At 65.1% G+C, this 24,502-nt stretch carries 20 protein-coding genes and 3 pseudogenes; 9 read left to right on the top strand and 14 right to left on the bottom strand.

Annotation, left to right across the window (positions count from 1 at the left end):
- Positions 1 to 295 precede the first annotated feature (295 nt).
- Positions 296 to 1,381 (bottom strand): winged helix-turn-helix domain-containing protein, encoded by a 1,086-nt coding sequence (locus ASE59_RS10385; protein ID WP_056455813.1) that lies wholly within the window; start codon positions 1,379 to 1,381, stop codon positions 296 to 298.
- Positions 1,382 to 1,465: 84 nt separating this feature from the next.
- On the opposite strand from ASE59_RS10385, the gene ASE59_RS10380 reads away from it, so the two are divergent.
- The gene (locus tag ASE59_RS10380; protein ID WP_056455811.1) at positions 1,466 to 2,008 is read left to right on the top strand and encodes a hypothetical protein; all 543 of its coding nucleotides are present in this window, start codon (positions 1,466 to 1,468) and stop codon (positions 2,006 to 2,008) included.
- Between the two features lie 192 nt (positions 2,009 to 2,200).
- Here the strand turns inward: ASE59_RS10380 and ASE59_RS10375 are convergent, their stop codons facing one another.
- The 4 genes and pseudogenes from ASE59_RS10375 to ASE59_RS10360 all read right to left on the bottom strand — a co-directional run.
- Complete coding sequence (locus ASE59_RS10375) at positions 2,201 to 3,058, bottom strand: cation:proton antiporter (protein WP_082458225.1); 858 nt, start codon at positions 3,056 to 3,058, stop codon at positions 2,201 to 2,203.
- Positions 3,004 to 3,408 (bottom strand): annotated as a pseudogene (locus ASE59_RS20375) (ATP-binding protein); the annotation flags it as partial. The pseudogene ASE59_RS20375 and the gene ASE59_RS10375, both read right to left, overlap by 55 nt.
- A pseudogene (locus ASE59_RS20370) lies at positions 3,408 to 3,881 on the bottom strand (IS21 family transposase); the annotation flags it as partial. The pseudogenes ASE59_RS20370 and ASE59_RS20375, both read right to left, overlap by 1 nt.
- A gap of 112 nt (positions 3,882 to 3,993) precedes the next feature.
- A pseudogene (locus ASE59_RS10360) lies at positions 3,994 to 4,258 on the bottom strand (transposase); the annotation flags it as partial.
- Positions 4,259 to 4,381: 123 nt separating this feature from the next.
- Between ASE59_RS10360 and ASE59_RS10355 the strand changes: the two are divergent.
- From ASE59_RS10355 to ASE59_RS10335, 5 genes are all read left to right on the top strand, one after another.
- Complete coding sequence (locus tag ASE59_RS10355; RefSeq protein WP_235515721.1) at positions 4,382 to 5,437, top strand: type 1 glutamine amidotransferase; 1,056 nt, start codon at positions 4,382 to 4,384, stop codon at positions 5,435 to 5,437.
- Complete coding sequence (locus ASE59_RS10350; RefSeq protein ID WP_056455807.1) at positions 5,434 to 6,459, top strand: histone deacetylase family protein; 1,026 nt, start codon at positions 5,434 to 5,436, stop codon at positions 6,457 to 6,459. The genes ASE59_RS10355 and ASE59_RS10350 overlap by 4 nt, the downstream gene beginning before the upstream one ends.
- Positions 6,460 to 6,615: 156 nt before the next feature.
- Positions 6,616 to 7,914, top strand: a complete 1,299-nt coding sequence (locus ASE59_RS10345; protein WP_414899172.1) for an MFS transporter — start codon at positions 6,616 to 6,618, stop codon at positions 7,912 to 7,914.
- The gene (locus ASE59_RS10340) at positions 7,911 to 10,016 is read left to right on the top strand and encodes an alpha-galactosidase (RefSeq protein WP_056455800.1); all 2,106 of its coding nucleotides are present in this window, start codon (positions 7,911 to 7,913) and stop codon (positions 10,014 to 10,016) included. Before ASE59_RS10345 ends, ASE59_RS10340 begins: the two co-directional genes overlap by 4 nt.
- Positions 10,017 to 10,047: 31 nt before the next feature.
- Positions 10,048 to 11,193 (top strand): glycoside hydrolase family 68 protein, encoded by a 1,146-nt coding sequence (locus ASE59_RS10335; protein WP_235515720.1) that lies wholly within the window; start codon positions 10,048 to 10,050, stop codon positions 11,191 to 11,193.
- Between the two features lie 258 nt (positions 11,194 to 11,451).
- Here the strand turns inward: ASE59_RS10335 and ASE59_RS10330 are convergent, their stop codons facing one another.
- From ASE59_RS10330 to rpiB, 8 genes are all read right to left on the bottom strand, one after another.
- Complete coding sequence (locus ASE59_RS10330; RefSeq protein ID WP_056455797.1) at positions 11,452 to 13,977, bottom strand: TonB-dependent receptor domain-containing protein; 2,526 nt, start codon at positions 13,975 to 13,977, stop codon at positions 11,452 to 11,454.
- A gap of 113 nt (positions 13,978 to 14,090) precedes the next feature.
- On the bottom strand, positions 14,091 to 15,593 hold the full coding sequence (locus ASE59_RS10325; protein ID WP_268795272.1) for a tryptophan halogenase family protein: 1,503 nt from the start codon (positions 15,591 to 15,593) through the stop codon (positions 14,091 to 14,093).
- A 430-nt stretch (positions 15,594 to 16,023) separates the two neighbouring features.
- Positions 16,024 to 17,046, bottom strand: coding sequence for a glycoside hydrolase family 5 protein (locus ASE59_RS10320; protein ID WP_056455889.1), 1,023 nt, complete (start codon positions 17,044 to 17,046; stop codon positions 16,024 to 16,026).
- 66 nt (positions 17,047 to 17,112) lie between these two features.
- Positions 17,113 to 18,156 (bottom strand): TrmH family RNA methyltransferase, encoded by a 1,044-nt coding sequence (locus tag ASE59_RS10315; protein ID WP_082458223.1) that lies wholly within the window; start codon positions 18,154 to 18,156, stop codon positions 17,113 to 17,115.
- A 180-nt stretch (positions 18,157 to 18,336) separates the two neighbouring features.
- Entirely contained in the window at positions 18,337 to 18,798 is a 462-nt protein-coding gene (gene nrdR, locus ASE59_RS10310; protein ID WP_056455793.1) for a transcriptional regulator NrdR, read from the bottom strand.
- A gap of 57 nt (positions 18,799 to 18,855) precedes the next feature.
- Complete coding sequence (locus ASE59_RS20365) at positions 18,856 to 19,011, bottom strand: hypothetical protein (RefSeq protein WP_200913230.1); 156 nt, start codon at positions 19,009 to 19,011, stop codon at positions 18,856 to 18,858.
- Between the two features lie 9 nt (positions 19,012 to 19,020).
- Positions 19,021 to 20,316, bottom strand: a complete 1,296-nt coding sequence (gene glyA / locus ASE59_RS10305; protein WP_056455791.1) for a serine hydroxymethyltransferase — start codon at positions 20,314 to 20,316, stop codon at positions 19,021 to 19,023.
- A 247-nt stretch (positions 20,317 to 20,563) separates the two neighbouring features.
- The gene (gene rpiB / locus ASE59_RS10300; RefSeq protein WP_056455786.1) at positions 20,564 to 21,004 is read right to left on the bottom strand and encodes a ribose 5-phosphate isomerase B; all 441 of its coding nucleotides are present in this window, start codon (positions 21,002 to 21,004) and stop codon (positions 20,564 to 20,566) included.
- A gap of 71 nt (positions 21,005 to 21,075) precedes the next feature.
- Between rpiB and ASE59_RS10295 the strand changes: the two genes are divergently transcribed.
- From ASE59_RS10295 to ASE59_RS10285, 3 genes are all read left to right on the top strand, one after another.
- Positions 21,076 to 21,543 carry a hypothetical protein gene (locus tag ASE59_RS10295; protein ID WP_056455784.1) on the top strand — a complete coding sequence of 156 codons (468 nt, stop codon included), beginning with the start codon at positions 21,076 to 21,078 and terminating at the stop codon, positions 21,541 to 21,543.
- Positions 21,536 to 22,009, top strand: a complete 474-nt coding sequence (locus ASE59_RS10290) for a DUF3429 domain-containing protein (RefSeq protein ID WP_056455782.1) — start codon at positions 21,536 to 21,538, stop codon at positions 22,007 to 22,009. Before ASE59_RS10295 ends, ASE59_RS10290 begins: the two co-directional genes overlap by 8 nt.
- Positions 22,010 to 22,119: 110 nt before the next feature.
- A complete protein-coding gene (locus ASE59_RS10285; protein ID WP_056455779.1) occupies positions 22,120 to 22,962 on the top strand; it encodes a GGDEF domain-containing protein in 843 nt (280 codons plus the stop codon).
- Positions 22,963 to 22,970: 8 nt separating this feature from the next.
- Here the strand turns inward: ASE59_RS10285 and hemA are convergent, their stop codons facing one another.
- Entirely contained in the window at positions 22,971 to 24,215 is a 1,245-nt protein-coding gene (hemA, locus tag ASE59_RS10280; RefSeq protein ID WP_056455778.1) for a 5-aminolevulinate synthase, read from the bottom strand.
- Between the last annotated feature and the right edge of the window lie 287 nt (positions 24,216 to 24,502).

Here is a 24,502-nt window from a genome sequence, read left to right as displayed (position 1 = left end):
TTGGCTGGTCTGTCGTGAGGCATCCACGAGGAGTCCGGCCAGCGAAGCCAGTGCGATTAGGACAACGACGCCGATAGCGGCGATCCGGGCTGAAAGTGACGACAACATGCGTTTGGCCGTACCTGTCAGGCTTTAGCATCTTGTTACTCTGGCTGGCATCGTGCACACGAAAGTAGGGCGCTTTGGCCCAATCCAAGCGGTGAACGAACGTCCGGTTTCTGGCAGGCGTCGCAAGGGGCTAAGTGACCGCTTCTGGGTCTTTGGCGCCGCCCACTCTTCCGATCTTCAGTCCAGATCACGTCGCTTCGGACGCTTGGTTAGCTCGAAGTAGGGAGAAGGTCGGCCTGAGCAGTCCCCACAGAGTCGCAACGGAGAAGACGGCGCCTTCGAACGCCGCTGTGACGGTCCTGCCAATAGGGCCAAGACCGTCCTCGCCAAGCGCGCCACCGATCCCATTGAAGCCAAACTGCGATGATGGAAACGCAACAACCAGAGACTGGAGGCTGCCAGCCATCATACGTCCATCGGCGAGTGCGATACACAGGCCTGCTCCTGCACCGAGCATGGCAGACAAGCCCCAGACCAACCGAGGCCAGTGCGACGCGGTGCATAAGGCAAGCCCTATGGCCGCGCCTAGGATCACGCCTTCGCTCGCCCCGGCGATACTGACGCTGTGCCCGAACAGCAGACGAAACGCGTCGCTTCCGATCACGTTGGCAAACGCCCCCGTGATTAGGCCACCAAGCGACCCGCCGACGACAGTCCAAGAGCAGCGGCGCGGGTGTATGAAGCGTGATGCGGCAATGCCCGCCGCGATGCCAGCCCCGCCGACCCCCGCCGAGACCAGGGACACCACCATCATGACCAAGAGCAACGACACAGCACCCCCACCGCTGGCTCCCGGATGCGGCTGAGCGGCCCCTACAAAGCCATAGACCAAGCCGATCAACGTTCCGGCAATCATCGCACCGATCGCCCCGGACATCGCGTCGCGTACGAACTGCAAACGCGAATATTTTATTATGGGCTTAGTCCCACCCGCTTCCTCGTCGATCAGAGCTGTCACTGTCTCGATCGGCGCGACGAACCGGTAGCCATGCTTCGGCACCGTCTGAATGTACCGGGGCGCCGTCGCGCTGTCGCCCAGCGTCCGTCGCAAGGTGCGGATTGCCTGGGTCAACGCTTCGTCGGTGACCGGTATGCCGCGCCAGACCACGTCCATGAACCGATCCTTCGCGACCAGGGCGCCGTCCGCCTCCAAAAGCAGGATCAGGGCATCGAGGTATCGTGCGTTAAGTTCGATCTCGATACCCGCGCGGAACAGACGACGGTCCACCTGGTCCAGCTGGAAATCGCCGAAGTGCAGGACGGTGCCATTCATATCAGTGATTGCTCACTTTCTGCTCATGCCGCTCATGGTCAGTCTTAGGCAGTGATGGCGCTCCAGCAATCAGGAGACAAGCTCATGACGCATACACCGCCGGCTCACAGCGTCGGATCTTTCAACCCGTGGCGACTGGCGGGCTGGGCTGGGATCGCCGGCCTTATCGCGTTGCCGGCCATCGCGATGCAATTCACTACCGAAGTGAATTGGGGAGCGGAGGACTTCGCTTTTGCTGTCGTCATGCTGGGCGGAGTCGGACTGGCGTTCGAGCTCGCGGTCCGCGCTAGCGGGAGCTGGGCCTATCACGCAGGTGCTGCCGTCGCGCTTAGTGCTGGGTTGCTGCTGCTATGGGGGAACGCCGCGGTCGGAATAGTTGGCAACGAGGAAAACGATCTCAACATGTGGTTCAACGCAGTCCCCGTGATAGCACTGATCGGCGCCACCGTGGCGCGGCTACGCGCCTCTAGAATGGCGGTCGCGATGAGCGTCGCAGCTCTTGCCCAGATCGCCGCTGGCGTGATTGTCCAGCTTTCCGGTCATTCAACGTGGATCTTCACGATCGTGTGGACGGTTGGCTGGACGATGTCTGCTTGGCTGTTCGGCAGGGCGGCGCGCGATCGCTGATCTCTGGGGCATATAGGCGGAACGATCTAACCGGCGGTTTCATGGTAAGTAGCTGCCGGTTAGGCGACATGAACAGGCGTCCGCTTTCGGGAAACGGCAACGGAGTTGTGAATGTCGTCTTGTGGGTCATTCCTATCACTTTCAGTGGTTTCGGAAGCGTCCGCGAAAGCACGAACCTCGTAGTGCAAAGCGTTAGTGCGCTGGTCCTTGGAGCCCGGGCGGTGGTACTCCCTTAGCCTCCGGGTCGACACCACGACGTTCGTCGAGCGAACGCATGATCGGTGTCACTGTCAAGCCATGCAGCAGGATCGATAGGAGGATGATGAGGCCGACGATTGCCCATAGATGCTCGGCATTGGCGACCGGCATATGGTTGATGCCGTAGGCAAGGTAGTAGATCGATCCCACACCGCGGATGCCGAAGAACGACAAGGTCAGCTTCTCGTCACGATCGCCTGCCCAGCCAAGCAGGCCAATCCAACCCGTGACAGGGCGTATGACGAGCAGAACGGCGAGCGCTACCACGACGTCGACCCAGGTTATCGGCGTGAGCAGGCCGCTCACCAGCGCGCCGCCGAACAGAATGAGCAGAATCATCATTGCAAGCCGCTCAATCTGCTCGGTGATGGCATGCATTTCGTCTTGAAACTCATGGTCGCGGTGCGCGCCGCGAAACGTCAGTGCGGTCACGAACACGGCAAGGAAGCCGTAGACATGAACGATCTCGGTCAGGCCGTACGAGACAAGCGTCGCTGATATTGCGATCAGTCCATCACCGGTTCGCGCCAGCTTGGTTTCGGCAGGAATATGAAAGGTTAGCCTGTCAATCGGCGTCCAAAAAGGACCCCCTATCGGCGTCCAAAAGGGACCCCCTTCGTCAAGCAGCGTGACGGGTATGACGGGTGCACCGTTCGCGCTGGTTGCGGCGTAGGGCGGGCGTAGCCCGACCGGAGGCGCAACCAGCGCGAAGCGTTCTCTGCCGGTGGTCCTGGGCGTCAGCTTCGATGTTTGAAGCGCCAGCTGTCGTTGCCGGTTTCGACGATGTCGCAATGGTGGGTAATACGGTCGAGCAGTGCGGTGGTCATCTTGGGGTCGCCAAAGACGGTCGGCCACTCGCCAAAGGCGAGGTTCGTGGTGACGATGACGGAGGTCTGCTCGTAGAGCTTGCTGACGAGGTGAAAGAGCATTTGACCGCCCGAGCGTGCAAACGGCAGGTAGCCAAGCTCGTCGAGCACCACGAGGTCGAGGCGCGAGAGCTGGGCCGCCAGCGTGCCGGCCTTGCCAAGGCGCGTTTCCTCCTCGAGCCGGTTCACCAGGTCCACTGTGTTGAAGTAGCGTCCGCGGGCGCCGGCTCGTACCACATTGGCAATGATGGCGGTGGCGAGATGCGTCTTGCCGGTAGCCGGACATGCGCGACCTTCACCCGCATCGGCTTGCCCGAAATCTCCACGTCCTCGTGGCTCCAGTCGAACTGGTAAGCCTCGCCCGGCCGGAACAGCAGCGGGATGAACGCCGGCGCATTCATCACATCGCGACGTCGCGCCCGGCGCCAGCGGGCCGCATAACGCCGCACCGCGTCGTACGAGCCGTCGAACCCCTCGTGCAGCAGCAGGTCGTGGATGCGCGTGAGGCGCAGCTTCTCGCGCCGCGGCCGTGCCTCATCTTCCTCCAGCAACGCATCCAGTCGCGCCTGAAATGGCCCCAGCTTCGGCAGCGGCTGTACCTCCCGCCGATACCCCATGTCCGCTTCCGGCGCCCGGATCGCCTTGCGCACCACCTTGCGCGACAGGTGCAGGTCCCGCGCTATCGCCTTGATGGCCTTCCCTGACGCGTGCTCGCGCCGGATCCTCAACACCGTCTCCAATACCAGCATCCCGATCTCGCCGCCTGACACACCGCCAAGCGAACACCCTAGACCAACGGGATGAGGGGTCCCTTTTCGACGCCGATCACCCCGCTACCGGGGTCCCTTTTCCACGCCGATCCACACAAAAAATCGTTCGCCAGTGTCAGTTCGCCAATCTTGGCGTGCAGCACCGTGACGTCGACCGCCGGCACGGCCAAGGTCGGCTCCGCGCCGAACACGTCCGCGGCGCCCTCCAGCAATCGTTCCCGCCACTGGTTTATGAGGTTCGGGTGTACGTCATACTGCTGCGCCAGCTCGGCTAGCGTCTTCTCGCCTTTCACGGCAGCCAACGCCACCTTGGCCTTGAACGCCGGGCTGTGGTTCCGGCGGGGTCGCTTGCTCATCTTGCCTCCTGCTCGCGGCCAGCATGGCCGCTGTCAGACCGGCAATCCACCCATCCCCGCTGTTCAGATTCCCCGAGCCATCTCTGCAAACTCGCGTTCTCAGATGTCGATAGCTGGTGAGATGTGACACCGTCCGGTGCAGGTCCCCGCAACCAAACTCACAAAGCCCCGGACCATCACGTCCGGGGCTTTTGTGCGTTCCGTGGCGGCGAGCGCAGACGCGGCCGACCGCTCAAAACGCCTTCGGGCGAAACGCGGCGGGCAACAAATGCGACGATCCTTTCGTGCGCGCGTTCAATAACGCGTTCGTCGCCGAGGGATACCTTTTTGCCGAAATATCTTGTTACGCAAAGCGAGTTGCCCGAAGAACGAGAAGCCCGTCGTGGACGAACCGGGAAAAGCTCCGGCGAAACCTATGCCGCGACGCTTTGCCAGATTGTAGCAGATGCAGAAGTTACGATCGTCGCTCCGGCTGACGATGACGCACCGGCGTTTACGATAGACGACATCCAGCGGTTCGACGGGGTGTTCCTGACCGGTTCGCCGATGCACGTCTATCGCGAGACGCCGGCGGTTGCCCGGCAGTTGGCGTTCATGCGCGTGGTGTTCGCGTCCGGTGTGCCGTCGTTCGGATCTTGCGCGGGATTGCAGATCGCCGTCGCGGCGGCGGGCGGGAAGGTTCGGCGGATGCCGCGCCGTATGGAGGCTGGCGTTGCGCGCGGGATCGTCGCAACCGAAGCCGGGAGCGACCATCCATTGCTTGCCGGACGGGGGAGGGTTTGGGAGGCGGGGGCGATTCATGGAGATGAGGTTGAAGTTCTGCCGCCGGATGCTGTTCTGTTGGCAGGAAATTCCGTGACCGGCGTTCAGGCGGCGGAAGTCAGATTTACGGGTGGCGTGTTCTGGGGCGTGCAATATCATCCTGAATTGTCGCTGGAGGAGATCGCGATCGCGTTGCGGGCGCAGGCGGACGATCTGGTCGAGGCGGGACTGGCGCAGGATGCGGGTGACGTTGCCCGTCAGGCGGCGCTGCTCGACCGGCTGCATGCCGAGCCGGACCATGCGCCGACGCGTTGGAAGCTGGGGGTCGGCGACGAACTGGCGATCGAGGCCAACCGGCGGCGGGAGATTTGCAATTTCATTGCGCATCTCAACACGCTGCGGAACAAGACGGGATGAAATGCTTCTTCGACGATCGCCAGCTCTGCCATGCGCCTGAGCGGGAGTTTCATAATGGCGGTTGGGCGGTCCATGCCGAGACGCCGGAGCGGGCACAGTCGATCATGCAAGCGCTCGGACAATGGGAAGTGCCGAGGGATCATGGGATCGACCCGATTGCGGCGGTGCATGACGCACGGTATCTGGACTTCCTGCAAGCGGCTTGGAGCGATTGGATCGCCGATGGACGAACCGGCGAGGCGATCGGCTATGCCTTTCCGGTGCGGCATCGGCGTACCGTCGAGCTGACGCGTATCGATGCGCGACTGGGCGCGTTCAGCATGGATGCTTCCACGCCGATCACGGCGGGGAGCTGGGACGCGGCCTATTGGGGCGCGCAATGTGCGGTGAGCGCCGTCGAGGCGCTGGCCGAGGGCGCGCGGAACAGTTTCGCGCTGTGCCGGCCGCCGGGGCATCATGCGGGGGCCGATTATCTGGGCGGCTATTGCTTCCTGAACAACGCCGCCATCGCGGCGCGACATGCGATGGCGGCAGGGCTGGGACCGGTTGCGGTGCTGGATGTCGATTATCATCATGGCAATGGCACGCAGGACATCTTCCTGGAGGATGACGCCGTTTTCTTTGCGTCGATCCATGCCGATCCGCGGACCGATTACCCGTTTCACTGGGGGCATGGCGACGAGCGGGGCGAGGGGGCGGGGACGGGCGCTACGCTCAATCTCCCGTTGCCGCGAGGGACCGACTGGGATGGTTATCGGCCGGCATTGGCGCAGGCGCTGGCGGCGATTGCGGACTGGGGGGCGAGGACGCTGGTGGTGTCGTTCGGGGCCGATACCTATGCCCATGACCCGATTGCCGGTTTTGCGCTGGAGACCGAGGACTTCGGCGAGATGGGGCGGATGATCAGCGCGGCGGAGCTGCCGACGGCGATTGTGATGGAGGGCGGCTATGCGGTCGAGGCGCTCGGGGCGAATGTCGCGGCGTTCCTGACCGGTATCGAAGGTGGCGAAGGTGCCACATAACAACCTGTGTACGGGTCACCGCAATCGATTGTTGTGTGGATCGGCAAAGCTGGTATAACTCATGTCCAAGGCTCGCGGAGACGGGCGTCTGCATGAGGATGTCCGATGCGCTTGCCAGCTTCCAAGCCCCATTTGTCGCTTCCCCGCATATTGGAAATGAATCTCGGCTTTCTCGGCCTGCAATTCTCGTTCGGGTTGCAGCAGGGGAATATGGCGCCGATCTACAGCTATCTGGGCGCGTCGGAGGCGACGATCCCGATGCTGCAACTGGCCGGGCCGATGACCGGCCTGCTGGTGCAGCCGCTGATCGGGGCGCTGAGCGACCGGACCGACAGCCGCTGGGGACGGCGGACCCCGTATTTCCTGCTGGGTGCGGTGCTGTGCGCGCTGGGGCTGTTCTTCATGCCGCTGAGTTCATCGCTGTTGATGGCGGTGTCGCTGCTGTGGATTCTCGATGCCGGCAACAACATCACGATGGAGCCGTATCGTGCCTATGTCAGCGACCGGCTGAACGAGAACCAGCATCAGATCGGGTTCCTGACGCAGAGCGCGTTCACCGGCGCGGCGCAGATGCTGGCGTTCCTGACCCCGTCGCTGCTGGTGTGGGCGGGGATGAACCAGGACTGGGTCGACGCGCACAACATCCCCTACACCGCGCGGATCGCGTTCATGGTCGGGGCGGTGCTGAGCTTCTCGACGATCCTGTGGTCGATCCGGCGCGTGCCCGAATTGCCGCTGGCGCCGGAAGAGCGCGCCCGCATCGCCGCCGAGCCGAAGGGGCTGGGTGCGATGCTGAAGGAGATCGGGTCGGCGATCCGCGACATGCCGCTGGCGATGCGCAAGCTGGCGCTGATGAGCCTGTTCCAATGGTATGCGATGGCCGCCTACTGGGCGTATGTCATCTATTCGATCGGGCGGTCGGTCTATGGCACCGCCGAGGCGACGTCGTCGGGTTTCCATTCGGCGGTGCTGACCAATGGCGAGATGGCGGCATTCTATAACGGGGTCGCGTTCCTCGCCGCCTTTGCGATGGTGCCGCTGGCAAAGCGGATGGGCGCGGCCAGCCTGCACGCGATCTGCCTCGTGCTCGCCGGGATCGGGATGGTCTGGCTGCCGCATGTGACCGAGAAGTGGATGCTGTTCCTGCCCGCGATCGGCATCGGCATCGGCTGGGCCAGCATCATGGGCAACCCCTATGTGATCCTCGCCGGATCGATCCCGCCTGAGCGGACCGGGGTCTATATGGGCATTTTCAACATGATGATCGTGATCCCGATGCTGATCTTTTCAGGCACGATGTGGCTGTTCTACGACCGGCTGCTGGGCGGCGATCCGCGCAACGTGCTGACGCTGTGCGGGGTGCTGATGTTCGCCGCCGCCGCCGCTGTGTGGACGGTGCGCGAGCGCAACAGCGCAGGGCTGCCGGTCGGCGCGACGCCGGATGCGGCGGCGTGACCATCGCGCTGCATGGGAACGCATCGAGCCTGATCCTCGAAGCGCAGGACGGCGCCGCGCCGCTATGGCGCTGGTGGGGACCGCGCGTCGATGCCGCCATGCTGCCGGCGCTGGCGGACACGCGGCCGCAGGCGTCCTTCTCGCTCGACCGCGATCAGCCGCTGACGCTGGTGCCGAGCTATGGCACCGGTTGGTTCGGACCGGCGGCGCTGCGTGCGCATCGCGGGGGGCAGGCGTTCGCGCAGTGGTTCGACGATGTCGCCATCGATTCGGAGCCGCATGCGATCACCGTCACGCTTACCGATCGAACCGCGCGCGTGACGGTCGTGCAGCGGATCGCGATGGCGGGGGACGTGCTGACGCTGTCGGCGAGCGTCACCAATGACGGCGACGATATGCTGGACGTCGAGTGGCTGTCGGCGGGGACGCTGCCGCTGCCCGGCGACAGTGCGACGATCCGCAGCTTCACCGGGCGCCACAATGCCGAGTTCGTCGTCCATGACGAAGCGATGCCGGCGCATGGCTGGGTCCGCGAGAACCGGCGCGGGCTGACCGGCCATGCCGGGCCGCCGGGGCTGTTCGTAAGCGGACCGGATGCGGGCTGGCACCATGGCCGGGTACACGCGGCGCAACTGGCATGGTCGGGCAATCACCGGCTGTCGGTCGAGCGCGACGATGACGGGTTCTGGGTGTTGCAGATGGGCGAGGCGCCGGCCCCCGGCGAGATCCGGCTGGCGCCGGGCGAGTCCTATGCGACGCCCGAGATGCTGGCGACCTGTTCGACCGCCGGGCTGAACGGCGCGGTGCAGGCGTTCCACGCCGCCGTGCGCGCGCGTTCCCCATGGGACGGCGCGATGCGTCCGCGCCCGGTACATGTGAACAGCTGGGAAGGATTCTATTTCGACCATGACGAGGCGGCGCTGATGGCGCTGGCCGATCGGTCGGCGGGGCTGGGCGTCGAACGGTTCGTGCTGGACGATGGCTGGTTCAAGGGACGCGACGACGACACCGCCGCGCTGGGCGACTGGGTCGCCGATCCGGTCAAATATCCGCGCGGGCTGAAGGCACTGGCCGAGCATGTCGTCGGCCTGGGCATGGAGTTCGGGCTGTGGGTCGAACCCGAAATGGTCAATCCCGACAGCGATCTGGCGCGGGCGCATCCCGATTGGGCGTTGCAACTGGACGGGGCGCCGATGCTGACGTCGCGCAACCAGTTGGTGCTGGATCTGGGGCGGGCGGAGGTTCGCGCGTATCTGTTCGACGCGATCGACGCATTGCTGCGCGATCTGCCGATCGCCTATCTGAAATGGGACCATAACCGCGATCTGGCGCCGGCCGGCGATGCGCGGGGACGGGCGGGCTATCATGCACAGGTGGTCGGTGCCTATGCGCTGATCGACCGGCTGCGTAGCGCGCATCCGGCGGTCGAGATCGAGGCGTGTGCGGGCGGCGGCGGGCGGAGCGACGCCGGCATCGCCACGCGGACGCACCGCATGTGGACCAGCGATTGCATCGACGCGGTCAGCCGGGTCGCGATGCAGCGCGGCTTCCTGCATTTCCTGCCGCCCGAGATGATGGGGTCGCATGTCGGGGCCAGTCCCGCACATTCGACCGGCCGCAGTCAGGGCATGGCGTTCCGTGCCGCCGTCGCGCTGCCCGGTCATTTCGGCGTCGAGTTGGACCCGGCGGCGATCGCGCCGGCCGATGCGGTGACGTTGGCGGCGGCGATCGAGCGGTACAAGGATTTGCGCGACCGGCTGCACCATGGCCAGGTCTGGATGGGCGAGAGCGGCGACGGGCTGGTCTGGCAGATGCACGGGGCGCCGGGCGACCTGTTGCTGAGCGTGACGCAGGTCCAGCCGATGACGGTGCGCCATCCATTGCCGCTGCCCTTGGCACCGCTGGCCGGGGCGGGGCGGGTGCGCGTGCGCCTGCTCGACCTTGCCACCACGCCCGGCCACCCGTTGCCCGATGCGCCGGTCTTTGCCACGATGCGCGGCGAGGGCGTCGTGCTGGATGGCGACTGGCTGGCCCATGCCGGCCTGCCGATCCCGGCGATGAAGGCGCAGAGCGTCGCGCTGTTCGCCATCACCGCCGCCTGACCCTTCGTTTTTCCAGTCGAAAGCCGCCCTTATGACCATGCCCGCCCGCCGTTCCGTCCCCGACCAGCCGCTGCCGACGCATTGGAGCATCGATGCCGCACGGCTGGCCGCCGATCAGCCGGAACTGGCATTGCCGGTATTCTCGCTCGACGCGTTGACGCCGGTGGTGCCGGGGCATGACGTGTGGGACATGTGGCAAATCGCATATGCCGATGGCCGCACCGCATTCGTCGACGATCGCAGTTGGTGGTTCTTCCTGATCACGCCGCAATTCGCCGATCCCGACGACCGGCACGATGCGGCGCGCATCCGGCTGACCAGCCATGGCGCGGACGGCTGGCGCGATCATGGCGATGCGTTTCCCGACGGTTTCACGCCCGGCAGCCGCGAATGGTCGGGGTCGGCGGTATTGGCCGAGGATGGCGAAACGCTGACGCTGTATTTCACCGCTTCGGGGCGGCGGGGGCAGGCGCGGACGTTCGAACAGCGATTGTTCGAAAGCGTCGGGCGGTTTGCCGATGGGACGGTCGGCGACTGGTCGGTGCCGGTGGAATCGATCGCCGCCGATGGCGCGACCTATCTACGCGCCGATCAGGCGGAGGCGGTCGATGGCCGGATCAAGGGATTTCGCGATCCGGGCTATTTCCGCGACCCGGCCGATGGTGCCGAATATCTGTTGTTCGTCGGGTCGGCCGGCTGGATCGACGACGTGAACGACGGGGTGATCGGCGTCGCGAGGCGCGATACGCCCGACCAGCCATGGCGGCTGGCACCGCCGCTGCTGGAATCGATCGGGGTCAATAGCGAGCTGGAACGGCCGCATATCGTGCTGGTCGATGGGCGTTATTATCTGTTCTGGTCGACGCAGGCGAAGCGCTTCGTCGACGGGACGGGCGCGCCGACCGGCCTGTATGGCGCGGTCGCGGACAGCATGGACGGACCGTGGGTGCCGCTCAACGGATCGGGGCTGGTCGCGGGCAATCCGCCGGTCGAGCCGTATCAGGGCTATTGCTGGTGGGTGACGGGGGAACTGGACGTCATCAGCTTTGCCGATTCGGTCGGGCTGAACGGGGCGGAGCCGGGCGATGGCGCGACGCGGCGCAAGCATTTCGGGGGCACGGCGGCACCGTGGTTCCGGCTGGTGCTGGATGGGGACAAGGCGCGCTGGGTGATGTGAGGCGTTTGCGCCTTGGGATGATGTGGGGCGTCGCCGGTTGGGTCCGGCGGCGCCTTTTTTGTGTTCTGCGAATGGCGCTCTTGCCGAATGCGTCGCCCCAGCGGAGGCTGGGGCCTTTCGCGGTTCCTGCGGCGTGCTGTCACCGGGAGATCCCGGCCTTCGCTGGGATGACGTTTGCGGCGTGGAGGCCGCCGCTTTCCGCGCACAAAAAATGGCGGCGCGGCCGAAGCCGTGCCGCCCGTCAGGCTTGGGAGCGCGTTAGAAACGGTAGCGGATCGAGCCGGTGACCGTCCGACCATAGAGCGCGGTGTTGTTGAACACGGCGCTGGTCGACGACAGGATCGGGTTCAGGCTGCCGCCGCCACGGAAGCCGAGCTTGTCGAACAGGTTGTTGACGTTCAGCCCCAGTTCGATGCGGTCGACCGGCCGCACGGTCAGGAAGCCGTTGACGAAGGTCGAGCCCTTGATCGTGTAGAGGTTGAAATCGTCCGACGGGGTCGCTGTCTGTCCGTTCACGCTGACGCCGAAGGCGACCACGCCCGCGTCGTAGGACGGCGAGATGACGTAGAGGAATTCGGGCAGGCCGCCGGGGCGGTTGCCGACCAGTGCCGACGTCGCGCTGCTGACGATCTTCGAATTCGAATAGGTCGCATCGGCGGCAAGGTGGAAGTTGCCGTAGTTGATCCGGCTCGAGAACTCGACGCCGAACGAGCGATAGCCGTTCGAGATGTTCGGGTCGTTGTTGGGTGCCGGATTGTTGATGCGGGTGAAGTCGTAGTTGTTTTCGGTCAGCGTCGAGCGGAAGCCGGTGACTTCGACGGTGTAGGATCCGTCGCCAAAGATGCTGCCGCGCTGCTTCAGGCCGATTTCCTGCTGGTTCAGGAAGTTGACCGAGGTCTGCTCACCCTGTGCGTTGAGCGAGCCATCGGCGTTGAAATTGCCCGACAGGACGCGGCGATCGGCGTTGAAGCGGCCGCCGCGGCTGACGCGGGCGAACGCGCTGGTGCTGCCGCTGAACGCATAGAGCGCGCCGACCGACCAGCTGACATAGCTGTCGCTGTAATCGATCTTCTCGGCGGTGGGGTTCAGGACCAGCGACGGGAGGAACGCCGATCCCAGCGCGTCGCTGGCGCGGACGGTCGGGCCGGCGACGCCGCCCTGTGCGGTCCCCTTGCCGCTGACATTGTCGTAGCGGACCGATGCGTCGAGGTTCAGGCCGCCGGTTTCATAGCCGACCTGCAGGAACGGGGCGACGTCGGTGTAACTCAGGTCGACGCGGCGGGCGCAGCAGCTGCCCCAATTGTCGTTGAAGCCTGCCTGACCCGCGGCGGTCAGCTGCGTCCCGATCGTGTTGAACAGGTCGAGCGGCGCCGCATTCTCACCGTTCAGTTCGGCGAAGTTGCGGTTGACGTGCCAGTCCTGTTCGATGTTCTGCTGCATCACGAACACGCCGGTCGACACTGTCGCCTTGCCACCGCCCACGTCGAACTTGCCGTTCAACGCCAGGTTGTTGGCGAAGTTGTTCATGTTCTTCATCAACGTGTTGATGTTCGGATTATTGTTGATGTAGGTGCCGGTGTAGAGCTGGCCCTGGTTCGGGCCGGCGGCATAGCGGACCGAGCCGACGACCTGTCCGTTGACGGTCGACCCGATCACGCCGCCCGCACCGGTGCGGGTCGCGACGTTGATGAACTGGGTCGTGAAATTGCCGCTGATCCACTGATAGCGCAGCGTGTTGTCGAGCGTGATGTTGTCAGTCAGGTCGTAGTGGAACTGCGCGCCCAGACCGGTGACGCGCGGATGGATGCCCTGCACCTCGGCGCTGCGCAGGCCGCCACCGTCATAGTCGAGATACTGGAAACGGCGGTTGTAGATCGAATAGGACGACCCGTCGCGCCCGTCGAAGGTCGGCAGCGGGGCGAAGCCGGTGACCTTGTTCCCCTCCAGCGTCGCGATCGACGGGGTGGTGGTGTTGGTCGGCGCCTGTTCGTCGAGCCGCTTGAAATACAGGCGGACGAAGCCGCGACCGTCGGGCAGATCCTTGGTGATGTTCGCCTTGATCTGATAGCCGCGCAGGATGTTGAAGCGTTCGTTGGTCAGACCGCCGCCGTTGCGGGCATAGCCGCCGACATGGAAGCGCAGCGTGTCGTTGATCGGCGCGCCATAGTCGAAATCGACACGGCGTTCGCGGAAACCGATGCCGTTCGAATAGGCGACCTGGCCGCCGGCCTTGTCACCGGTCTTGCTGAGATAGTTGATGACCGCGCCCGGCGCCTGGCTGGAGAAGGTCGAGGCCGAACCGCCGCGCACCGCTTCGACACGCTGGACATTCTGATCGAAGCGCAGCCAGTAATCGTTGTTGCCGAAGTTTATGTCACCGAACAGCACGGTGGGCAGGCCGTCTTCCTGCAAGGCCACATATTCCGAACCGCCCGTCGACACCGGAATACCGCGCACGCCGATGTTGGCGTTGCCGCCGGGGCCGGCGGTGTCGCTCGGCTGCAGGCCGGGAATGTTGCGCAGCACTTCGGCTTCGGAACGCGGCGTGAAGTTGGTGATCGCTTCGTTGCTGAGCTGCGTCACCGAGATCGAGCTGCGGAAGCGCGAGCGTTCGCCGCTGCTGGCGGTGACGACGATTTCGTCGCTGGCCTCGGCCGGATCGGGGATCGCGCCGGGGGCTTCGCTGGTCGTCGGTGCGTCGGGGGCGCCCACCTGGGCAACGGCCGGCGACGCGACCAACAGGGCGATCGGCGACGCGCACGCGAGCAGAACCGGCATCTTCATGGCAAACCCTCCATCAACGGCTCACTTGCAGGAGCCTGTTGCCTGCTACATACCGCGTTAACAATCGTTTGCAAGTAGTAATGCAAAGGTTTGCAAAGGCGGTTGGCGTACGCTCACGTCGACGCGCCGATCTGTTGTAGAAACGCCGCATGGGTCGGCATCGACCGCGCCATGCCGTCGATCGCGCCGGCCAGCCGGCCGACGAAGCTGGTACTGTTAGTGGTGTCGAGCAACGGGTCGAGCGCAACCGGACGATTCCACTGTCCGATATGCACCGCCAGCCAGCTGGGCGGGCCGAACAGGTCCATGTCGCGCGCGACCAGGCGGCCGCCATGGCGGAAATGCGCGATCTTCAGCGCAACCGTATCGGGCACGTCCATGTTCGCGCAATCGCGCCACAGTAGGGCATCGTCGCGCGTGGTCAGCTTGTAATGCAGGATCAGGAAGTCGCGAATGCGCTCATATTCGGTGATCGCGACGCGGTTATATTCGTTGGTCAGCAGCGGGTCGAAGTCACGCGTCGGGAAATAGGCGAGCAGCTTGGCGATGCCGGTCTGGATCAGGTGGATGCTGGTCGATTCGAGCGGCTCCATGAACCCGCTGGACAGGCCGATCGCGACGACGTTGCGATTCCAGAAGCTGCGCCGCCGTCCGGTCGTGAAACGCAGGAAGCGGGGGTCGGCGAGCGCTTGCCCGTCGAGATTGGCGAGTAGCGTCGTCGCGGCTTCGTCGTCGGACAGATGGCGGCTGCAATAGACATAGCCGTTGCCGGTGCGATGTTGCAGCGGGATGCGCCATTGCCACCCGGCAGCGCGCGCGGTCGATCGGGTATAGGGGGTCAGGCCATCGCCGCCGGTGACGCACGGCGCCGCCACCGCTCGGTCGCACGGCAGCCAGTGCGTCCAGTCGTCATAGCCGGTCGCCAGCGCGCCCTCGATCAACAGCCCGCGAAACCCCGAACAGTCGATGAACAGGTCGGCGGCGAGGGTGCGACCGTCGTGCAGGGTGACGCTGGCGACATGGCCTCTCTGCCCATCGAGAGCGGCGTCGGCGACCTTGCCCTCGACCCGGACCACGCCGCGTTCCTCGGCATAGCGGCGCAGGAACGCGGCGTAGAGGCCGGCATCGAAATGATAGGCATAGTCGAAGGTCGAGGCGACGTTGCGCGGATCGGCCATCGGCCGGGCGAAGCGGCCATGCTTCGCCGCACCCCATGCCATCGACAGGTCGTCGAGCGGGATCGACGATCCGGCGGCACGCGCCGCCAGCCAGTGCTGATGCACCGCGACCAGATCGAACGGTTTGCCGAAGGTGCCGAAAGGGTGGAAGTAGCGGTGCCCCTGCCGCGCCCAGTCGACGAATTCGATGCCGAGTTTGAAGCTGCCTTTCGTCTCGCGCAGGAACTCGGCCTCATCGATGCCGAGCGTGTCGTTGAACAACTTGATCGGCGGAATCGTCGCCTCGCCGACCCCGACCGTGCCGATCTCGTCCGATTCGACCAGCGTGATCGCACAGCGTTTGCCGAGTGCGTGCGACAGCGCCGCCGCGCTCATCCACCCCGCCGTGCCGCCGCCGACGATCAGGATCGAGCGAATTGCCGATTGCGGTTGGTCCACGCTGCACTCTCCATCGGTCCGCGTTTGCTGCGGTTCAGGGGAGGTTTAGGGCGGGTCGGGTTGGACTGCAATCGAGTGCGGTTGGGAACTAATCGTACCCCGGCGGAGGCCGGGGTTCAGATGGAAAGGCTCGTCCGTATCTGCCGGATGTCCCCCAACTGGGCCCCGGCCTCCGCCGGGGTACTGAGGCCGATCGACATTCAGTTCCTTGGAAGCGGGACTACTATTCTATCAGCCATCGTCACTCCCGCGCAGGCGGGAGTCCATATGCGCTGTCGTAGCGAATCCAGCAAAACGTCAGCGCTTATGGATTCCCGCCTGCGCGGGAATGACAAACATTCGCGATCGTCGCTGAACGTTGATCGGCCCTCGAAAAGGCTTTTCAGAAATCTCACGCTGTGGGGGCATTAAAGACCTTCGGAAAGATCGCCTACTTCCCTTTGGGCGCCAGCGCCTCCCGGATCGGTTCGACCCATTGGCCCTTGTCGATGTCGTACACGACGAAATCGCTGTCGAACTGCCAATAAGCCCAGGGAAAGCCATGCGCTTCCGCCTCGTGGCGGACCGCCGACGTATAGCGGACGCGGGCTTCCATCGGGATGCCGCTCTTGTCGTATGCCCCGAATTCGCCGAGCAGGATCGGGCGGTTATTCGCCTTCGACCATGCCGTCACCTTGTCGTAATCGGCCTTGATCCGGGCTTCGTCGGCGGCGGTGAAGGGGATGCCGCTGACCTTGGCCATGTCCTCGGCCCAAGGTGCGCCCTGATGGGTGAAGCGGAAGGGTTCGTAGGAGTGGAACGTCACGATGATGTTCCGGTCGTCCTTGGGCAGGTTCAGCGTAGGCAGTTCTTCCAGATTGTTCCAGCGGGTCGGACCGATGATGAGCGTCCGGTTGGGGTTGGTCGCGCGCACCACCGGGATCAGCTTGGTCAGCATCGCGTTCCAGCGCGCGGCATCGAGCGGACCGTGCGGTTCGTTGAGCAGTTCGAACAGCACGGTGTTCGGGGCACCCCGATAGCGTTCGCCGATCTGCTGCCAGAAGGCGATCAGCTTCGGTTCGCAGGCGTCGGGCGCGGCCGAGCAGGGATTGAAGTCATGTTCGTCGAGAATGACGGTCAGGCCGGCGGCGGTGGCTTCCTTCACCACCCGGTCGAGCGTTGCCAGCCACCGTGGATTCAGCCGGTTCTGCGCGTCCATATGCTCGAACGCCTGCAACACGACGCGGACGAAATCGAAGCCGCCCTGTTTGATGATCGCGAAATGCTTCGTCTGAAACCGCGCCTTGGCCGGGTCGCGCCAGAGCGGGTCGTAGCCAATAATGTTGACGCCGCGCTTCAGCTTCGCCGCCGCCTGCCATGCCGGTTCGGTGGTCTTGGCGGTCTGGGCCGGGGTGGCCGACAGCGGTGTCACGATCAGGGCGACGGCGAGAAGGGCGAGGGTCTTGAAGCGCATGGGCAGGTCTTTCGGATCGGGCGTACGCGCGAGGCTATCGCGGTCCGCGCCGCCGTTCAATCGCGCTCAGCGCCGCCGCTTCGCCCCGTCGAGCGCCGAGAGCACGCCGCGCATGGTGCGCACTTCCTGCGACGTCCAGCCGGGCTTGGTCAGCAGCGTGCGCAGCGTCCGGCGCGAGGTGGCGGCGCGTTCGGGCGGGAAGAAGAAGCGGGCGGCCTCCAGCATGTCGTCGAGCTGGCCGATCATGCCCTCCAGCTCCTCGTGCGGGGCAGGTTCGCCCAAGTCGACGACCGGCGGGCTGGCAAGATCCTGCCCTTTCGACCATTCGTAGGCGACGAGGATCACGGCCTGGGCGAGGTTCAGCGAGCCGAATTCGGGGTTGATCGGTACGGTCAGGATGGTGCGGGCGAGCGCGACGTCATCGGTTTCAAGGCCGGAGCGTTCGGGGCCGAACAGGATCGCCGAACGGCCGGCTTCGGCGCGGATCGCGCTCGCGGCGGCTTCGGGGGTGACGACCGGCTTGGTGATGCCGCGCTTGCGGACGGTAGTGGCATAGACATGGGCGCAGTCGGCGACCGCGTCCGCTACGGTTTCGTAGACGGTGGCGTCGCGGAGCACGCTGTCGGCGCCGCTGGCGGCGGGGCCGGCCTCCGGGTTGGGCCAGCCGTCGCGCGGGGCGACGAGGCGCATTTCGGTCAGGCCGAAGTTCAGCATGGCGCGGGCGGCCTTGCCGATGTTCTGGCCGAGTTGCGGGCGGACGAGGACGATGACGGGTTGGGTGTTCGCGCTGCCCTCCCGTTCGGTTCGAGCAGCATCGAGCTTGTCGAGATGCGTCCGTCGAGAACTCGCCGCGGTCGAGATGGTGGACCAGTCGCCGCGGAAGAGGCCTTCCTTTTTCTTCTTCGACCAGTCCTTGACCTGTGCTTCGCGGTCGAGGGCTTCGATGCGGGTCTGGAAGGTTTCGCTCCACATCAGTTCGATCGGGCGGCGATCGGCGGTGTAGCCGGGGATCGTGCCCGATTGATGCTCGGCGATGCGGCGGTCGAGGTCGTCGGTGTGGCCGGTGTAATAGGTGCCGTCCGAGCATTTCAGGATGTAGACGTGGAACATGGCGGGCCTTGGGTTCTGGACGGACGTATCTGGGTGCGTTCGATACTGGCCGGACCGGATGGGGGGAAGGGGGTGTCCCAAACGACCGCGTTCTCGACGGACGCTTCTCGACAGGCTCGAAGCTGCTCGAACCGAACGGGGTGGGTGGTCAGAGGCGAAGGAAGCGAGCGGGAAGGGGGCCTACCCCTTCGCCGCATCCCCGACCGTCCCTGCAAACTCCTCGAAATCCTTTGCCTCGCGGAAGTCTTTGTAGACGCTGGCGAAACGGATGTACGCGACCGGATCGAGGCCCTGCAGCCCCTCCATCACCAGTTCGCCGATCCGGCCCGAGGGGATTTCGCTGTCGCCGGTGGTTTCCAGCTGGCGCTGGATGCCAGACACCAATCGCTCGACCTGGGTCGGCGTGATCGGCCGCTTGCGACAGGCGGTGGCGACCGAGCGGAGCAGCTTGTCGCGGTCGAAGGGCTGGCGGCGGTCGCCGGACTTCACGACGGTCAGGTCGCGCAGCTGGATGCGCTCGAAGGTGGTGAAGCGCGCGCCGCAGCCGGTGCATTGCCGTCGCCGCCGGATCGCGGCGCCGTCGTCGCTGGGGCGGCTGTCCTTTACCTGGCTGTCGTCATGGGCGCAAAAGGGACAGCGCATCGCTTTTCCTGGATCAAACCACCCGCGCCACCAATGGGCGGCGCGGGCGGGGGCGCGTCAGTAACGCGGCTTCTTGTTCGCCTTGTACCAGGCATAGCCCGCGCCAGCGGCAGCGCCGATCAGCGGGCCGACGAACGGCACCGGAATAGCGACGACCGCGCCCAGCGCGCCCCATTTCGCCATGCTCTTGCCGAGCGATTTGTCCTTTTGCATGAAAGCTCCTTACAGACCCGGATAGATCGGGAACCGCTCGCACAGCGCCCGAACACGGGCCTTAACGTCCGCCTCGACGGTCGGGTCCCCGGCTTCGCCCTTGGCACGCAGACCGTCGAGCACGTCGGCGACCATATGGCCGATCTCGGCGAACTCGGCCTTGCCGAAACCGCGAGTGGTGCCGGCGGGCGACCCCACGCGGATGCCGCTGGTCTTGACCGGGGGGAGGGGGTCGAACGGGATGCCGTTCTTGTTGCAGGTGATCGCGGCGCGCTCCAGCGCCTCGTCGGCGTCCTTGCCGGTGACGCCCAGCGGGGTGAGGTCGATCAGCGCCAGATGCGTGTCGGTGCCGCCGGCGACGACGTTGGCGCCGCGATCCTTGAGCGTCGCGGCCAGCGTCTGCGCATTCTCGACGACGGCGCGAATATAGTCCTTGAACTCGGGGCGCAGCGCCTCGCCGAACGCGACCGCCTTGGCAGCGATCACGTGCATCAGCGGGCCGCCCTGAAGCCCCGGGAACACCGCCGAATTGATCTTCTTGGCGATGGCTTCGTCATTGGTCAGCACCATGCCGCCGCGTGGCCCACGCAGCGTCTTGTGGGTGGTGGTGGTGACGACATCGGCATGGCCGAACGGGGTCGGGTGCAGCCCGGCGGCGACGATGCCGGCGAAATGCGCCATGTCGACCATGAACTTCGCGCCCACTTCATCGGCGATCGCGCGGAACTTGGCGAAGTCGATGTGGCGCGGATAGGCCGAGCCGCCGGCGATGATCAGCGTCGGCTTGTGCTCGCGAGCCAGCGCTGCGACCTGATCGTAATCGATCAGATGGGTTTCGGGATCGACGCCGTACTGGACCGCGTTGAACCACTTGCCCGACATCGCCGCCTTGGCACCGTGCGTCAGGTGACCGCCGGCATCGAGGCTCATGCCCATGATCGTGTCGCCGGGCTTGGTCAGCGCCAACATCACCGCGCCGTTCGCTTGCGCGCCCGAATGCGGCTGGACGTTGACGAAGCCGCAGCCGAACAGCTGCTTGGCGCGGTCGATCGCCAACTGCTCGACCTCGTCCGACGGGTGGCAGCCCTGATAGTAACGCTTGCCGGGATAACCCTCGGCATATTTGTTGGTGAAGACCGAACCCTGTGCTTCGAGCACCGCCTTCGACACGATGTTTTCCGATGCGATCAGCTCGATCTGGTAGCGTTCGCGCTCCAGTTCGTGGGTGACGCCCGCGAAGACGGCGGGATCGGCATCGGCAAGGCTGGTTTCGAAGAAACCGTCGGGGCGGAACTGGTCGGTCATGGGGCGCGGCTCCCGCTGAAGAAGAGGTCGCGCGCGCTTTAGTCCGGGTGTCATCGAAATGCCACCCGCGGAATCGGGTTCGCGGTCGAAGAAGGTGGTTCACGCGAAGGCGCGGAGACGCGAAGATGCTGCGGCAAGCGGACACATCGCGCAGCGATCTGCTACCGTTTCCGTTGCCAGGTGGACAGGAAGCTTGCTGGCGCGAGCGGGGGCGGCGCGCGCCTTCGCGCGAACCCAATCCTTCTCCTTACGCCGGCGGAGTGCCGAGCTTGTCGACGCGGCGCTGGTGGCGGTCGCCGCCGAACGGGGTCGCGAGGAAGGCGGTCAGGCAGGCCTTCGCCATCTCGCTGCCGATCATCCGCGCGCCCATCGCGATCACGTTGGCGTCGTTATGTTCGCGGGCAAGCGAGGCCGACAACGGCTCCGACACCAGCGCGCAGCGGCAGGCGGCCACGCGGTTGACCGCGATCGAGATGCCGATACCCGATCCGCACAAAGCGACGCCGAAATCGGCGTCCTTGCCGCTAACTGCTTGTGCAAGCTTGTAACCATAGTCGGGATAGTCGACGCTGGCCGGTTCGTTGGGGCCGAGATCGGCGACTTCGTGTCCCTGGTCTTGCAACCAAGTGGCGAGTTCTGCCTTCAACCCTAGGGCGGCGTGGTCGGATGCGATTGCGATACGGGCCATGTGCCGCTTCTAGCCGTCGGGATCGCCGGGCGCTAGGCTGAGGTCAACGATCGGCGAAGGGGATGGCAAGGATGCGTGGAACGATCATCGTCGCGGCTCTGGCGTTGAGCGCGTGTGGCGCGTCGGAGCGGCGCAGCGAAGGTGCCGCGACACAGGCCGCGATCGAGAACAGCGCCGCTACGCCGCTGCCCGCGCCCAAGGCGCCGACCCCGCCGGCCACTCCCACGCCGACGCCGACCCCCAGCGCGACCGCGACGCCGGGCACGAACCACTATCTGGGTCGCTGGATCGGGGTGGAAGGCATGTATCTGGTCGTCAGCGATCCGGCACAGGGCGATGTGAAGCTGGAGATGCAGTACGACCTCGACAACAAGGGCGAGTATGTCGGGACCATCGTGCCCGAAGGCATACGGTTCCAGCGCGGCGGCGAGACGCTGACGCTGAAACCCAGCGACGGCGATGCGACCGGGCTGAAATGGCTGGCGGGCAAGAAGGATTGTCTGACCGTCCAGTCGGGCGAAGGATATTGCCGTGACTGACGCGATCGAACCGGTTCCCGTCGTCCGGCCGCCGATCGCGGCGATGCTGCTGGGGTATGCCGGGCTGCTGCCGCCGATCATCGCGGTCGCGGTGCGGCTGATCGATCCGGCGAAGGGCGGGATGATGCTGGCGCTGGCGCTGTTCTATGCCGCGTTGATCCTGAGCTTTCTGGGCGGGATGTGGTGGGGCGCAGTGTCGGCGCGGGTCAGCGGTGCGGCACTGTCGCTATGGCTGGCGATCGCGGTGGTGCCGAGCCTGGTCGCGCTGGCGGCAGGAGCAGTGCTGTTCGCGTCGGTGCTGTCGGCGGCCGCGATCGTGGCCGCGGGGCTGCTGGGATCGCTGCTGGTCGACATGGCGCTGATCCGGGCCGGGCATGTGCCGACATGGTGGATGAAGCTGCGCGTGCCGCTGTCGGTGGGGCTGGCGGCACTGACGTTGCTGACCGGGTTGCTGGCGCAGCCATGACATCGGCGTGATGTCCAGATATCGAACGCCGTTCCGTAATCCGAATCGAACAACCTTTTTCGGCAAACGGCTGATTGAAAATCGGAATAGCCCCCCGTATTGGCAGGTCCATGCGGATAGATTTCAAACAGGCGCGTGATGCGCTGGCATTTTTGGAATATAACCAGCTTGAGCCGGACGTGCTCAACTACGGCACCGCGCTCGCTCATCTGTCCGGGTCGTACCAAGCATTATCCGATGACATCGCGACGTCGATCGATAATGGTGAACTGGACGATACGCGCTTCGCTGAACTAGGCCGTCGATACGCCGCCGCGGTCGCGCAGTCCGATCAGACGGCTGACGCTACGGAAACGCCGGCCATCGAAGCGTCGATCGCGGAACGGCTGGCCGCGACGGAGCGGAACATCGATGAATTGCGCGAACAGGTCGCCGCCTTGCTCGGCAGGGTCGAAAGCGGTCATGGGGGCGCGGTCGATGCCGAGCATGACGAACTTACCCATGCGCTCAATCAGACCGGCGCGCAGCGGGTGCTCGACCAGATCGCCGCGCAGGACCAGCGCTATGTGCTGGTGATGTTCGGTATCGACGGGCTGGTCGCGATCAATCGCCAATATGGCAATTCGGTCGGCGACAACATCCTCAACGCCTTCGCCACCAAATTGTCGAACGCCTTTCCCGAGCATGAGGCGATCCGCTGGGCCGGCAACGAATTCATCGTCGCCGTTACGGGACAGACGCGCGCGGCGGTACTGACGCAGGCAGAGGAGGCGCTGCTGCTGCTCGAACGCCGCAAGTTCAAGCTGCGCGGATCGGGCGAGGCGATCGGCAAGGTGACGGCGTCGGCGGCGATGGTGGCGGATCAGAACAACGATGTTCAATGGGTGATCGAGGAAGCCCGCGCCAAATTGCAGGGCGCGATGTTGTCCGGCGGCAACCGCGTGGTCGCCTGACGCAGCGGTCAGGCGGCCTTTTTCAGTTCCAGCCGGCCCCAGATTTCGACCAATGCCGCCGTCAGTTCCTGCATCATCACGGTATCGTGCGCCGGGCCGGGGGTGAAGCGCAGCCGTTCGGTGCCGCGCGGGACCGTGGGGTAATTGATCGGCTGAACATAGACGCCATATTCGCGCAGCAGGATGTCGCTGATCCGCTTCGCCTTCACCGGATCGCCGACCATCAGCGGCACGATGTGGGTGGTCGTGTCCATCACCGGCAGTCCGGCATCGGCGAACAGCGTCTTGAGCATCGCGGCGGCGGCCTGCTGCCCTTCCCGCTCGGCGGTCGACGCCTTGAGATGGCGGACGCTGGCGAGCGCGCCGGCAACCAGCACCGGCGACAGGCTGGTCGTGAAGATGAAGCCCGGCGCATAGGAACGGATGACGTCGATCACGGTGCGATCGGCGGCGATGTATCCGCCCATCACCCCGAATGCCTTGCCCAGCGTCCCTTCGACGATGGTCAGGCGCGATGCGGCGTCGTCGCGTTCGGAAATGCCGCCGCCCCGCGCGCCGTACATGCCGACCGCATGGACTTCGTCGAGATAGGTCAGCGCATTGTATTTGTCGGCAAGGTCGCAGATCGCGTGGATCGGCGCGACGTCGCCGTCCATCGAATAGACGCTTTCGAACGCGATCAGCTTGGGCACCGAGGGGTCTTCGGCGGCCAGCAATTCCTCGAGATGGGCGAGGTCGTTGTGACGGAACACGCGCTTTTCGCAGCCCGAATGGCGGATGCCCGCGATCATCGACGCGTGGTTCAATTCGTCGGAAAAGATGATGCAGCCCGGCAGGATGCGGGCGATGGTCGACAGCGTCGCCTCGTTCGAGACATAGCCGCTGGTGAACAGCAGCGCCGCTTCCTTGCCGTGCAGGTCGGCGAGTTCGGTTTCCAGGTCGATGTGATAATGGGTGTTGCCGCCGATGTTGCGGGTGCCGCCCGAACCGGCGCCGACATCGTGCAGCGCTTCCTCCATCGCCGCGATGACCGAGGGATGCTGGCCCATCGCCAGATAGTCGTTCGAGCACCAGACGGTGATCGGCTTCGGCCCGTTATGCCCGGCGAAGCAGCGCGCATTGGGGAACTGCCCCTTGTTGCGCAGGATGTCGATGAAGACGCGGTAGCGCCCTTCCTCGTGCAGGCGGTCGATCGCCTGTGCGAAGACACGGTTGTAATCGACCGAGCGGGCCGGAACTGCGTCGATGCTCATGGGGCGCGGGTGTACCTGTTGAAAGGCTGCGTTTCCAGCCGATAAAAACGGTTACCGTGATCGACCGGCTTGGACATTTTGTCTCAGGCGGTTGGGGGAAGAGGTTCACGCGGAAGCGCGGAGGGATCTGATTCGCGCAAAGGCGCAAGGGACGCAAAGGGGTTGCGGCCCGTTCCGCCGTTTCGCGTCAGCGAAACCTTACTCCTTGGTAGGTCCAATCGACATTCAGCCTATCCCCTCCCTGGAAGGGAGGGGTCGGGGGTGGGTTGGCCCGTTGGCGGGCGTGA

The sequence above is a fragment of the Sphingomonas sp. Leaf10 genome, assembly GCF_001421245.1.
In the GTDB taxonomy this organism is placed as follows: domain Bacteria; phylum Pseudomonadota; class Alphaproteobacteria; order Sphingomonadales; family Sphingomonadaceae; genus Sphingomonas.
Note: the sequence above shows the minus strand (reverse complement) of the source record. Positions and strands in the feature narration are given on the sequence as shown.